The sequence below is a fragment of the Clostridium sp. SY8519 genome (assembly GCF_000270305.1).
Taxonomy (GTDB): domain Bacteria; phylum Bacillota; class Clostridia; order Lachnospirales; family Lachnospiraceae; genus SY8519.
The window spans coordinates 2316636-2331218 of record NC_015737.1 but is presented as its reverse complement, the minus strand read 5'-3'; the positions used below and the strand labels follow the sequence as shown (position 1 = coordinate 2331218).

At 52.3% G+C, this 14583-nt stretch carries 7 protein-coding genes; 2 read left to right on the top strand and 5 right to left on the bottom strand.

Going from position 1 to position 14583, the window contains the following annotated elements:
* Positions 1-78 precede the first annotated feature (78 nt).
* Complete coding sequence (gene htpG / locus CXIVA_RS10770) at positions 79-2154, top strand: molecular chaperone HtpG (protein WP_013978063.1); 2076 nt, start codon at positions 79-81, stop codon at positions 2152-2154.
* Between the two features lie 130 nt (positions 2155-2284).
* On the opposite strand, the gene CXIVA_RS10765 is transcribed toward htpG, so the two are convergent.
* From CXIVA_RS10765 to CXIVA_RS10750, 4 genes are all read right to left on the bottom strand, one after another.
* Entirely contained in the window at positions 2285-2542 is a 258-nt protein-coding gene (locus CXIVA_RS10765; protein ID WP_013978062.1) for a hypothetical protein, read from the bottom strand.
* Between the two features lie 95 nt (positions 2543-2637).
* The gene (locus tag CXIVA_RS10760; protein WP_013978061.1) at positions 2638-3243 is read right to left on the bottom strand and encodes a Maf family protein; all 606 of its coding nucleotides are present in this window, start codon (positions 3241-3243) and stop codon (positions 2638-2640) included.
* 96 nt (positions 3244-3339) lie between these two features.
* Positions 3340-6975: a helicase-exonuclease AddAB subunit AddA gene (gene addA, locus CXIVA_RS10755; protein WP_013978060.1), complete on the bottom strand. Its 3636-nt coding sequence runs from the start codon at positions 6973-6975 to the stop codon at positions 3340-3342.
* A complete protein-coding gene (locus CXIVA_RS10750) occupies positions 6939-10451 on the bottom strand; it encodes a PD-(D/E)XK nuclease family protein (protein WP_013978059.1) in 3513 nt (1170 codons plus the stop codon). Before CXIVA_RS10750 ends, addA begins: the two co-directional genes overlap by 37 nt.
* Positions 10452-10596: 145 nt before the next feature.
* Between CXIVA_RS10750 and CXIVA_RS10745 the strand changes: the two genes are divergently transcribed.
* Entirely contained in the window at positions 10597-11439 is an 843-nt protein-coding gene (locus CXIVA_RS10745) for an MBL fold metallo-hydrolase (protein ID WP_013978058.1), read from the top strand.
* Between the two features lie 128 nt (positions 11440-11567).
* Here CXIVA_RS10745 and CXIVA_RS10740 read toward each other — a convergent pair whose 3' ends face one another.
* Positions 11568-14408: a Cna B-type domain-containing protein gene (locus CXIVA_RS10740; RefSeq protein WP_013978057.1), complete on the bottom strand. Its 2841-nt coding sequence runs from the start codon at positions 14406-14408 to the stop codon at positions 11568-11570.
* Between the last annotated feature and the right edge of the window lie 175 nt (positions 14409-14583).

The window sequence follows — 14583 nt, the reverse complement described above, 5'->3', positions numbered from 1 at the left end:
CGTCGTATGATATTTGTTAGCAAACAGTACGTTAGAGTGCTAAAATATTTTCGATTTCAAAGGAGTGAACATACAAACATGGCAGCAGTACATGGCAGCCTGTCGATTGACAGCAACAATATTTTCCCCGTAATCAAAAAATGGCTCTATTCCGATCACGACATTTTTGTTCGTGAGCTGATCTCCAACGGATGCGACGCCATTACAAAATTAAAAAAGCTGGATCTTATGAGTGAATATGAACTGCCGGATGATTATGAACCGGCCATTCATGTGACCTTCAATCCGGAAGAAAAGACTCTGAAATTCACAGATAACGGTCTGGGCATGGACGCGGAAGAAGTCTCCGAATACATTAACCAGATCGCTTTTTCCGGCGCCACCGAATTTCTGGAAAAATACAAAGACAAGGATTCCAATGACCAGATTATCGGTCACTTCGGCTTAGGCTTTTACTCTGCCTTCATGGTAGCCGATGAAGTACACATCGATTCCCTGTCTTACAAAAAAGACGCGGTACCGGTACACTGGTCCTGCGACGGCGGCACGGAATTTGACATGACCGACGGCAGCCGCGGGGAAGTCGGCACCTGCATCACCCTTTTCCTGAACGAAGACTGCCTGGAATTCTGCAACGAATACCGTCTCCGGGAAGTTATCGAGAAATACTGTTCCTTTATGCCTACCCCCATCTATCTGCAGAAGGAAAACGCGGAACCGGAATATGAGACCATCCTTCCGGAAGAAAAGACCGATAAGGATACTGTCATTGAAACCATCGTAGAAGAGGCGAAAACAGAAGAAAAAGAGAACGAAAACGGTGAAAAGGAAATCGTAGAAGTCTCCCCCCGCACCGAAAAACTCAAAATTCTCAAACGCCCGGTTCCGTTAAATGACATTCACCCTCTCTGGACCAAAAATCCCAGCGAATGCACGGAGGATGACTATAAGGAATTCTACCGCAAGGTATTCCACGATTATAAAGAGCCCCTGTTCTGGATTCATCTGAACATGGATTATCCGTTTAACCTGAAGGGCATCCTCTACTTCCCGAAAATCAACCTGCAGTATGAGGCAGCGGAAGGAACCATCAAGCTTTACAACAACCAGGTATTCATCGCCGACAACATCAAAGAAGTCATCCCTGATTTCCTGATGCTGTTAAAAGGCGTCATTGACTGCCCGGACCTGCCGCTGAACGTATCCCGAAGCGCCCTGCAGAATGACGGTTTTGTAAACAAAATCAGTGAGTATATTACGAAGAAAGTTGCGGACAAACTCATCGGCCTGTGCAAAACCGAAAAGGAAAACTACGAGAAATACTGGGATGATATCAGTCCCTTTATCAAATACGGCTGCCTGAAAGACGAGAAATTCTGTGACAAGATGAATGACTACATCCTCTTTAAGGATATCAACGATCATTATCTTACACTGCCGGAACTTCTGGTGAAACCGGGGGATACCGGTGCCGAAGACAAGCAGACAGAGGATGCTTCCGCAGACGGCAGCGCAAAAGACGCCAAGGACGAAGACACAGCAAAAGAGCCGGAAAAGGAAACCGTTTACTATGTCACCGACCGCAACCAGCAGGGACAGTATATCCGGATGTTCAAAGAGCATGATATGAACGCGGTGATTCTGGATTCCGATATCGACGCTTCCTTTATTACACAGCTGGAGCGCAGAAACGAACGCTACACCTTCAAACGGATCGACGCGGACGTAACCGGCGCCCTGAAAGAGGACCTGTCGGAAGAAGATGCAAAAAAAGCACTGGAGCAGCTTCAGAAAACCTTCCGCACTGCCCTGGACAACGAACACCTGGAAGTAGCTGTAGAGAAGTTAAAAGACGCGGATCTGGCTGCGGTCATGACTGTCTCCGAAGAAGGCCACCGCATGATGGATATGATGCGGATGTACAATATGGACGGCATGAATCCTTCCATGTACAACGCGCCGGAGACCCTGACCCTGAATCTGAGCAATCCGCTGGTTCAGTATATCCTGGATCACGAAGATTCCGAACATACGCCTCTCTTCTGCCACCAGATCTATGATCTGGCCAAAATGAGCAACCATCCGCTGACACCGGAAGAGATGAATCAGTTCATTCTTCGCAGCAATCAGATCATGTCTTTACTGACAAAATAAAACAGAACGCCCGAAATGAAAAGGCCCCTCCGCGGTGACGGTACTCTCCTTACTGGTTTGTCCAGTGAAGAGGGTACTGTCACCGCGGAGGGGCTTTTTGCAGGCAATTATTTTTCTCTATGCAGACCGTTTAAGCTTCTACTATCAGATAACGTCCGTCGGGAAGCGGGAACACTTCCGCCACATTGTCGAAATCATCGACTCCCGTGATGTCCGCGCCGGTTTCTTTGAAATAGGCTAATACTTCCTGCTTGTTTTCGCAGACGGTGGCCATGCACTCCTCGAGAAACTCCTCCGCTTCCTCCGGTGTCTGCGCCACTTCCTCCGGCAGCAGCTGGAGCTGATTCTCCAGGAATGTCTCCAGACACATATCATCATATTCATTCATATCAAATACCCCCTAAAATATTATAAAAAATGTTCGTGCAGTTTGCGCGGTATCCAGGCGTTTTCATACATTCGGCGCATCCGGCATCCGTATGATTACCGCAGAATTTCTTTCAGTTCCTGATATAATCTGGCTGCCGGCAGTCCGACCACGGTATTGTAATCGCCGCGGATGGATTTTACAAACAGACCGCCGCCGCCCTGGATCCCATAGGATCCGGCTTTGTCCATCGGTTCGCCGGTATGGATATAATCCCGGATCTCCCGGTCATCCATCGGGTAAAAGGTCACATCCACCGATTCGTAAAACACCCGGCGCACCTGTCTGCCCCGGATCTGTCCCAGAAGCGCCACGCCGGTGTACACCTGATGCACCCGGCTCTGAAGCATGGAAAGCATGCGGTAAGCATCCGCTTCATCCACAGGCTTGCCCAGTATTGTTCCGCCGCTGGCAACCACTGTGTCGGATCCGATCACCAGAACATCGGATTCCGTCTCTGTCCCTGCTTCTGCAGCTGTCCGGTCACAGACTTCCTGCGCCTTGTGCAGCGCCAGATCCTGTACCACGTCCGCAGGAGCCTCCGCATGGGTCTCCTCTTCCCCTTCCGCCGGAAGCACTGTAAAATCCAGGCCCAGAAGCTTTAACAGCTCTTTCCTTCGCGGAGATCCGCTGGCTAGGATTATCCTGACATCTTTTCTCATGGTTCTCTCCTCTGGTCGTTTCATACCGGGATTTGTGTATCATCCTCTTACAAATGCATTATACTCAGTCTGCACCGTCTTCTCAACAGAAACTTTTCACAAAGGGATCACCGTCTGCAGCGCAAAGGAATAAATCAGCGTCTCCTTGACGCCGGCGCTTCCGTGATATCTGCGGCTGATGGCTTCCTGATACAGTTTCAGCTGTGTGGAATAACGCTGCCGCAGTTCTTCCGGATCCGATACCCGGTCCGTTTTATAATCCAGTAACACAATCCCGTCTTCTTCCTCCCAGAAGGCATCGATAATTCCCTGGGTCAGCACGGTTTCCTCAGTTTCTGCCTCTTCCCAGACCCGGAACGCTTCGATCGACATAACAAAGGGCTGTTCTCTGTGCAGACAGCCTTTCTGCTGAGCCCTGCGCATACGGCGCGCCAGATCCGTGCAGAAAAAGGCTGCTGCCCGCTTCCGGTCAATCCGCGCTCTGATCTGCGCATCGATTCTGCCTGCTTCATACAGGTTTTCCATCTGTTTCTCCACAGCCTCCAGCACCGCATACAGATCCCCGGTCTCTGGCAGTTCCGTATAATCAATACATTCCAGCAGCCGATGCATGGCCGTTCCGTACAAGGCGCCTCCGTTTTCTTCCGACGCCTGAATAAATGCCGGAATATGCGGTTCCGGCTCTTTCTGCGGCAGGAGCTCCGGCTCATCCACATCGGAAAAGGCACGCATCTGCTCCGCCATGGCTCTGTGCTTTAAGTCAGAGACAGATACTTTCTGACGGCGCAGCATGCGGTCCGCCCAGGGATACTTCCAGGCAAACCGGTGTTCCAGCTCCTGCATCATGGTTCGGTCCCCTTCGTAGGACTCCTCCAGAATCCGGGCGGATTCCCGGCTGACCGCAGACCGGTACCGCGCTTCCATCTGATCCAGGTCCTCCGGTTTCCAGATTTCCCGGTGGCAGGAAGCGTCTCCCCGGATCGCGCCAAGCACCCACTCCATATAGCAGACCGCGGAAAACCGCTGCGCAAATGGCAGGGGCTGGCTTTCCCCGGAAAATATGCCCATTTCCTCCCGGTCCGGCTCATTCTCCCCGTCGGGAAGTTTTTCCAGTGTTCCCATGACAATTACCTTTTTTTCCGCCCTTGTCAGGGCCACATAGAGAATCCGCAGTTCCTCGCCCAGGCTGTCCCGTTTTTCTTCCAGGGTCAGGGCATTTTTCAGAATCGTGTCCCGCCGCCGGTGCTCCGCCCGGTTCCGGTACCGCAGTGCCGCGCCGTATTCCGGATGCAGGATCAGATCCCCTTTCTGATCATTGGTATTGAATTTTTTTCCGGTCTGCCCCAGGAGAACCACAGGAAATTCCAGTCCCTTGCTCTTGTGGATGCTGTACAGATGCACTGCGTTTTCATGGGTTTCGGCAGTTTCCGCCTCACCGAAGTCTACTTCATATTTATGCAGTTCTTCGATATAACGGTTGAAATGCATCAGTCCCTGATAACTGGTTTGTTCATACGCCACCGCCTTCTCCAGAAGCATATCCAGATTGGCCTTCCTTCGTCTGCCGGCAGGAAGCGCGGCCTGATACTGATAATACCCGGTTTCCCGCATAATCTCCTCCATCAGGCGGTGGATCGGGGTGTCCGGCACACGGCTCCGGTAGATCTCAAGTGTATCCAGAAATATTCCGATCCGGGCAGCCAGCTCCGGATCCGGTTCTTCTGCCGGCAGGAACAGTTCCTCCGGAATTCTGGATGTAAGGGTGTCGGAAATCCGCCCTCCATAGGCAAAGACCGATTCCGCAAAAGTCAGATACGGATAAGCCGCTTTGATCCGGGCCAGATCATCCGAAGAAAACTTTCCGAAAAATCCGGTCATGCAAACGGTCAGAGGGATATCCTGCATGGGATTGTCCAGGATCTTCAGATATGCCAGCAGGACCTGTACTTCCCTGGCGGAAAAATATCCGCTGTCCGCAGTTACAAGGAACGGGATTCCGGCATCCGCAAAGACGCTCTGGTAGATCGGTGCCCACTTTTTCGGGGAACGCATCAGAATCACGATATCTCCGTAGGTCAGGCCCTCAATCACCTGCTCCTCCACCATCTGGCGGATCTTCAGCGCGGCTGCTCTGGCCTCGGATTCCGCTGCATCCATTCCTTTCTGTTTTTCCAGCAGAATCACTTCCGGGTCGTAATTTCCCGCCGGATCATCCGCGAAATTTCCGCCGGGATACAGAGCCGCTTCCCGGTCATAGGTAATATTTCCGATATCTTCCCGCATCACCCGCGCGAAAATCCGGTTCGCGAAATCCAGCACTTCGGGCCGGCTGCGGAAATTTTTGTGGAGATCGATGCGCTGATGGGGACTGTTCGCTGTCTGATAGGTATGATATTTTTCCATAAACAGCTCGGAGCGTGCCATACGGAACCGGTAAATACTCTGCTTGACGTCCCCTACCATAAATACATTCTGTTCTCCGTCGGATTCCCGGGAAACCGCCTGCAGAAGGGCCTCCTGCACATAATTGGAATCCTGGTACTCGTCAATCATAATTTCTTCGAACAGTTCCTGATATTCCCGGGCAATCTCTGTGGGCTGATGCTCCTCTTCTGTCAGCAGAATCTGCAGGGCAAAGTGTTCCATATCCGAAAAATCCAGGATATTTTTCTTCCGTTTCACCGCTGTGAATTCCTCCGCGAAGGAACGGGTCATACGCACCAGTACCTGAAGCATCTCTGCCGTGTCCTGCAGTATGTTTTTCTGCTCTTCCGGATCTGCGGCAAAATATTTTTTCCAGTGGCTGCGGATGTCCTCTTTATAGGCGTCCCGCTGATTTTTGACATAGTCTTTCCATTCCGGATCCGTTTCTTTTCCGCATCTGCCCAGTTTGGCAAAAGTCAGTTCCTTCAGCCCCTGCTGCCACGCGGAATAGCCCGACCGTTCCAGCAGTTCCGAAAGCTGTGTCCGGTCACTTTCCAGCGCGGCCTCATATTTATCCGGCCCTCCCGGCTCCCGGCAGATCCGCAGCAGTTGCTCAATGGTCTGCAGATATTCTTCGGTCATCTGCCGAAAAAAGCCGATATACTGACGCATCCAGGGCTTTTCGTCCATTTCTTCCAGCGTATCCGCCCGTCCGGACTGCAGACAGCTTTCCAGCCATTCCTCCGGCCAGGGATAGGAATTGGCATATTCATAGAGGGACAGAATCATGTTCTGGATTCCCTCGTCTTTCCCGGCACTGGAATAATTATCCGCGAAAGTCAGAAATTCCGGGTCTTTTTCCGCGTAAAACCACTCCATGACCCGATCACAGACTTCTCCTTTGATCAGTTTGATCTCACCCTGATCCGCGATACGGAAGCCGGGCTCCAGGTCAATCCGGTGAAAATGGCTGCGCACCACCTGCAGACAGAAGCTGTCAATGGTCTCGATATGCGCATTGTGGATCAGAGTCGTCTGTCGCCGCAGGCGCTGATCCTCCGGATGTTCCTCCAGTTTCTGCTCCATGGACCGGAGAATTCTTTCCCGCATCTGCGCCGCGGCCGCGTTGGTAAATGTCACGACCAGAATCCTGTCGATATCCACCGGATGCTCCGGATCCAGAACCCGGGAAAGGATCCGCTCCACCAGTACCGCTGTTTTGCCGGAACCGGCAGCCGCCGATACCAGCATGCTTCGGTTTCTCAGGTCAATTACTTTGCGCTGTTCTTCTGTCCACTCTGTTCCCATGCCTGTGTCTTATCCTCCGCTGCTTCTCTGATCCGTGTCCAGATCTCCTCATCCTGCATCTGCTCCAGCTCCCGATAGCCGTCTTCTGCCCGCCGCGGGTCAAATCCGCAGATACTGCTGTAAATACAGTAATCACATCCTGTTTTTTTGTCCATATGATAGGGCGCCACCTCAATGTGCCCCCCGAGAATTTCGGCGCCGAACCGATTCATCTGTCTGCGGCTGTATGCCGTAAGCGCCTCAAAATCTTCCGGGCTGGTCAGTACCCTGTCCGACCGTTTGCTGGGCAGGCCGTTTTTGTTTATGGATACCGGGATGACCCGGGAAGTCTGCTTTCCTTCTTCCATTTCCCTGTCCATAGAGGTAAAAACATCCCGGTTTACCAGTCCCTGCAGTTTCAGCTTTTCCCGGATTTCCTCCTGAATCTCCTCCGCTGTCTGACCGGTATCCTCCAGGACCGGATCATCCATCTGTGAATAAAAGACGCCCGCCGGGATAATTTTCTGATCCGGGTATTCTCTGCGCAGGAGTTCCTCCGCAGCTGCCAGATATACGATCAGCTGCTGCTGCAGACCATAGTAAAATTCCTGCAGATCAAACTCCCGCTTCGAGGACTTATAATCAATAATCCGCAGAAGCTGCTCTCCCGGTCTTCCTTCCGGTCGGGCCAGATCCATCCGGTCAATTACCCCGTAGAGCTGCAGCTGCGCCTTTTCCGGAAGCTGTTCCGCCGCGCTCTGCAGCCGCCGGGTTATGTGAAAGGTGCGTTCATACCATACCGGCTCCAGAATACCTGCTTTTACCTGGGCGTGGATTGTGTCCACTACAGTATGCAGCGTACGCCGCACCATAGTCAGCCGGTATTCATTTCTGGCACTGTCATACAGGGCTGTATCTTTTCTGGCCAGTTCCGCTTCCCGGATGCTTTCCAGCAGCAGAGCCTCACTTTCTTCCGGAAGAATCGTATACCAGCTGTTCTGCCGGGTAACTTTTTCCGAATACCGGAACAGAATTTCATGATTCAGGCTTCCCAAATCCGTGGCTTTCAATTCCGCGGTTTCCCGTTCTCCCAGCTTCAGACCGTATTCCAGAAAATGGGCATAGGGACAGCGGGCATAACTTTCCAGACGGGTCACAGAACCACGGATACCGGTGCCGTAAACGGACCAGGCGGTCTGCGGTGTCAGATTCTTCCGGTGCCGGACCGGATACCGCGCCTGATACAGCGGAAGGATCCTGTCTTTCCAGCCCGGTTCTTTCATATACCACTGATGCAGCACTTTCCATGCTTCCGGCACCTGTCCCTCCCGGGCCAGCTCCAGACCACGGATATACTGCTCCACCGCGGAACCGGCAGAGAGCAGATCACCCATGCAGGTATCCGTCACGGTCTGTTCCTGCAGATGGGGATACAGCTGCCGGAACACATCGATCAGATAAGAAGGACGTATTTCATCACCGGCGCTGTTTGTGCGCGCGTAGGACAGATGAAGTCCCCGAGAAGGTTTTGTCAGGCTCCAGTACAGGTAAAACCGCTGAATAAATACGGCTTCCCGCTCGGTGGGAGACAGTACCAGGCCGTATGTTTCCCGCAGCTTTTCCCGGTCATACTGTGACAGGATGCCTCCGCCCACGCCGATTTTCGGAACCAGTCCGTCATTGACCCCAAGGAAAAACAGATGTTTGACCCCCTCCAGACGGGTCCGTTCCATATCCCCCAGAAGAACACAGTCGTTGCCCGGCGGAATCATACCGATCCTGGCGCCGGTCAGACCGGTTTCCAGGATTTCCGTGTACTCTGTCACCGGCAGAATTTCCTCCCCCAGCAAATCCACGTACTTATCCAGCAGATCCAGAAACGTCTGATAGATCTGTCCGTAAATCGCCGCGTCCTCCTTTCGGTCCTGACGCTCCAGTTCTTCCTGCCGGGCAGAAAGCTTCTCTTCCACCCGAAGCTCCGTCAGAATCTGGTACAGACAGGTGCAGATTTCCCGCACCGTTGCCTCCCCGCTGTGAAACGCCTGATACAGCGGCTCTGTCAGTCCGGCAATGTATTTGCGGGAAGCGTTTAAGGCCAGGAGTTCCTCTGCTTTGCGCCGCTCCTCCTCTTTTTCCGGCAGGGTCTGGATTCTGCGGTTTCTCCGCATAGCCACCCGAAACATCTCATTCCATCTCCTGTGCCCGCGGATACCGCGGGCTGTGACATAATTATCCAGCAGATCCCTGTCTTCTTCCGGCAGATCGGTAAGGCCGGTATGCAGCAGCCGGAAAATGCTGTCCCTGGAATAATCTGTTTCCACAACCTCCAGAAGCGCCCGTACCAGCTCGGTCAGCGGATGGTACACGGCGCTGCGCTTCCTGTCGGTAAAATAGGGAATTCCATACCGCCCGAATACCCGTTCCGCGTACAGCTCATAACGGGTCACATCCGCGCTGACCACGGCAAAATCCCTATAGCGCAGCTGTTCATCCTCCTGCAGCATTTTCAGGATAGCAGCCGCCGCCTGCTCCAGTTCCTCCCTGGGATTGGAGCAGACCTTGATGCTCACGCTGTCAGACACATCACCGGCAAAGGGCTGCACCTGTTTGCGGAACAGATTGTGCTCCAGAAAGCGCAGGGCGGGATTCTCCTGAAAGCGTGTCTGTTCCGGCCGGTTCCGCCATACCGGCTCCCCAATTTCAAACCCCGTTTCCTGCGCGGACCGGTTCATTCCCTGAACCATCCGGCGGCTCATGTAAAACAATTCTTCCACATGATTTTCGGACAGCAGATTTTCCCGCAGATCGAAGGTCACCGTCAGCCAGATCTCTGAAACCGTCTCCATCAGCCGACCCATGAGTTTCATCTGTACCGGCGTAAATCCGGTAAATCCGTCAAAGGCCAGCACCGCCTGCCGCAGGTGATCGGATTCCCCCACGGTATCATACAGCGCGTCCAGCAGATGCTCCGCGGTAATATAATGACCGGACAGATAATCCTCAAAGGTCTGATACAGCACCAGTACATCCTGCAGCTTATCCTTCAGTCCGTCCGCTTGCTGCATCTTGTCGATAATCTCACGCAGATCTTCCGGTGTGACGCCGTACTGCACCAGTTCCGACAGCATGGATTTCATCTGGTCAATATAGCCCATCCGTCCGATATTCGCCCGGAATACCGTAAGATTTTCCTTCTGTTCCTGGGCCAGTTTGCGCAGAATCAGGCGGATTCCGGTATCCTCCAGAATCTTCTGCGTTCTGCCTGTTTCTTCAAAAATCCGAAACGCCAGACGCTCAAAGCTCACCACATCAATATTCATTATAACGTGCTGTTCTGCTCGCCGGACCAGCTCTTTCTGTGTCTGCATTGTAAACTGTTCCGGAACAATAAGATAAAAATTCCGATCCGGATTCTGATCTGCCTGTGCCAGCAGTTCCCGGTACAGGTAATCCGATTTTCCGCTTCCGGAGCTTCCCACAATGTATCTGAGTGCCATACGATCTGTCCTTTCTCTGTCGTGTCAACTATCTTCAATTATAAAGTGGAAACAGGAAAAGTAAATACACACCGGGAATATTTCATCCGCCTGCCGGCTGTGCTATGATAAAGCCAGAAACTGTGACATCTGAAAGGGGGCATTTATGAATATTACCGTACTGACTGAAAATACTGCAGGAGATCCGTCTCTTACCGCCGAACACGGACTCAGTCTCCTGATCCGGTACAAAGACCACTGTATCCTGCTGGACGCCGGTCAGAGTGACTGTTTTGCCCGCAACGCCCGGCAGATGGGCATCGATCTGGGTCAGGTGCAGACCGCAGTGCTTTCCCACGGCCATTACGACCACGGCGGCGGCCTGGCGACTTTCTTTGCGCAAAACGCGTATGCTCCTGTTTACGCGGCTGACGGCTACGACCGACCATTCTTTTTTCATACTGACAGCTCCACACGCTCCATTGGCGTTCCGGCCTCTGTTCTTTCCCACAAAGAGCGGTTTCTCGCGGTACGGGAACCAGTATCCATCGCCGATGGCATCTGGCTGCTGCCCCATTCTACGCCCGGGCTCTCCACCATTGCGCAGCGCGCCCATCTTTTTCGCCAGTCAGACGGCGGCCTGATTCCGGATGATTTTTCCCATGAACTCAGCCTTGTTTTCTGCCTGGATCAGGGACTGGTAATCTGCAACAGCTGTTCCCACAGCGGACTGGAAGTGATCCTGCGGGAAGTCCGTCAGCAGTTTCCGGAGCAGCCGCTTCTGGCCTTCTGCGGCGGCCTGCATATGCGCGCAAAAAAGCACGGCGCGGAAGCCTGCCTCTATAGCCGGGAAGAAGTCCGCAATCTGGCCGACTGCATCCGGTCCTGCGGACTGCAGCGCATCTATACCGGACACTGTACCGGCGCAATTGCCATGAAATGGCTGAAAGAGGAACTGGGAGACCGTGTGGTTCCGCTTACTGCCGGCCTGCGTTTTACCATCGAATGAACACAAAATAGTCCCCGGATCCTGTAACATACACGGCCCCCGGACAGGACATGTTCATTTCCATGTCCTGCCGGGGGCCGTATATCATTTGTTATGGTCTGGGGATTTTCCCGTTCCACCCATTCTTTTTACTTGCTGATCTTCCGTTTTTTTCTGTACCAGATCAGGGATCCAGCGCCTGCCGCCAGGGCGGCTGCCAGAAGGCCGGCATAGCCGGCAAAGGCATTTGTATCACTCGTATTGGGCTGACTTGCTGTTTCCGTTCCAGTTCCTGTCCCTGTTTCTGTTCCAGTTCCTGTTCCATTGGACACGGAACCTTTTCCGGTATCCGTCGGAGCCGTCGGTTTTTTCCCGTTATGATCCGCTGGATCTGACGGATTTCCATTTTTTTTCGGTGTATGGATATTAGTTACGGTATAACCGTCCTTGGCGGTTCCGGATACTTCCGGAGTATAGCCGTTTACCTCGTCTTCCGTTACCGTATAGGCAATCTCCTTTCCCGAATTATATACGGCCAAATCATCAAACGATGCTTTCCAATTGTTATCCGCATTCAGCGTAACGCTCTTTCCGGTGGTTTTTCCGTCCGCCAGCAGGTGGATGGTTACCTTCTCCGGGCGGATTCCGTCCTGGTTGTCTCCATCCTTCCATACCTTTTCCACGGATACGCTGGTCTGCTCCGGTGCGTGGGTATTGGTTACTGTATATCCGTCCTTGGCGGTTCCGGTGATTTCTGCATCATAATTCTTGACGCCGTCTTCACTTACCGTATAAGCAATTTTTTTGCCGGACGCATACACATCCAGATCCGTGAAAGTTGCCTTCCAGTTGTTATCCGCATTCAGCGTGACACTCTTTCCCGTGTCGTTTCCGTCTGCCAGCAGGTGAATGGTTACTTTCTCCGGACGGATGCCGTCCTGGTTGTCTCCATCCTTCCATACCTTTTCCACGGAAACCGCCGTTGTGTCATCTTTCCGACTCAGAGTCACAGATGCGGAAACCTCTTTCTTCCGGATCACCGCGCCGATCATGTTCTGAAAGCCTTTGCCGTCAGAAGCTGTCGCTGCAGCAGCCGGTGTATACATACGAAGGCCGCCATCCATCCACACCAGCGACGCAGATAACGAGACGGTACTCTGATCTTCCGGTGTCTTTGTGGATATCAGCCGGAAACTCTCTCCCGGCTGTACCGTGGTGCTTCCGTCTTCCGTGGATACGCCCGCTGGCAGTGTAAGTGTGAATTTGCCGTGATAATTCTCCGGCGCTTTCAGGGTCAGCGTACCGGTCTGCCAGATTTTCTGATCCGGATCATAAGTAAAGGTACTGTTTCCGGAAATGCTGAGCGCATCGGAAGTCGGTTCGTTTTCCAGGATTTTTTCATCTGTGGATGCCTTCAGCAGATTATCTGCCAGTTCAAAACCGCTGAGAGAACTGATGTTATTATGATCTACTCCATAGTCATACATCAGCTTCCAGACGGCATGAGAAGTATTTACATATGCCTGGGATTCTGTCACATAATATCCGGAATTATAAATCTGCGTATAAGCTTCCCGCGGATCCGATGAAAACTGTGTCATGCAGTATGCCGCTTTCCAGAAGGGAAGACTGCTTACCTCCTGATAGGTACGGCCGGATGCTGTTTTTTCTCCATGTAACAGAGTTCCGCTTGCCTTGATGAACTGGTCCAGTTTTGCCATCTTGGCAGGGTCCTTTAAATCCGCATAGGTAAAGGTTTCACTGCCAATACTGTCCGGGAAATCCGTCCGGATCCACTCCGGCGGGTTCAGCAAAAGATTGAACTCTGCCTCAGAAATGGTTCCATGATCCGAAATTTCATAAAGCCCCAGTCCGTTATAGGGATACCCGGCATAGAGGAGAACCTTCAGGCGCTGTGCCAGTTCTGCCGCATTTTCCTTGTCTTTAAAGAAATCATTAAAATCCACGGATACATATTCCGGCGCCTGAAACGTGGGCGTATCATGGGGCCAGTGCATCTGGTTGTTCATGCAGAACAGGATAATGTTTCCATTATCCACCGAATGGATATCGGTTTTTTCGTCGTAATCAATCTTGATCCTGGTATCCGATGCATTGGCCTGCGCGGTTCCGGCTTCGCCGGTATCCTGTACTGCCGCCGCAATATACTCCGAAAAACTGTCTGCGGAAAACGATACCCTGGTATCCGATACCTCAGCCGATTTCATCCGTGCCGCTTCTCCATTGTGTACATGAATCAGCACGTAAGATACATTCTTCTCTTTTTCTGCCAGCGGGTCCTGCCACTTCATCGTGACAGATACCTGCGCGCCGTCTGCCGGCTGTACTTCCTGCCCGTTCGCAAGAAATGTAATATCTGCCCCCACGGCACCCAGTACTTTCGTATCCCTGCCCAGGGCTTTTTTTACCGCTGCCTCCGCTTCCTGTTCGGAAACATCTGACACGGTAAGCTTCGGTGTGGTTTCAAATGTTTTTCCGGAAAAGGCGGTCTGTACATCCACCCTGGATCCCGTAGATGCCTTCAGCTGCACCGTACCTTTTTCAGATTCCGCTGCATGCCTGCCCTCATCCGCCTGTGCAGCCGTCTTCTTCTCTGATGATTCCGCAGCTTTCTCTTCTGCATCATTTCCGGAAGAAGTCTGTCTGGACGCATCCGAAGGCTGTTCGGATTTCTGATCTTTCTTCCCGTCTGCAGCATCCGTTTTTCCCGCAGCGGATTCTTTTGCCGCAGCTTTCGTATCTGACGAGGCGGAATCATTCGATACCGCTGCGGAACGATCCTCCCTCCGGTCTGATCCCTTGTTTGAGGAACCGTCTGCCGTTTCGTCCGTCTGAACAGTATTTGCAGAATGCTCTTCCACCGGGGAAGTATCCGCATACACCGCCGTTGGCAGCAAGCCTGCCAGAAGTGCACAGCACAGGAATGCGCTGACCAGACTTCGATACTTGCCTGTCTTTGGCTTTTTCATAAATTCTCCTTTCCTGCCAATGAGTTTTCTATCTTCTGATCGAAACAATACAAAACCTCTCAATTATGTATGTTTTGACAGTTCAAGCGAATTATATACCTGTCTGGTAAACTATTCAAGTGCGCGGTAATGTATACTTAACAAGCCGGAAGTATTTTTATGTATCAGGAAATTT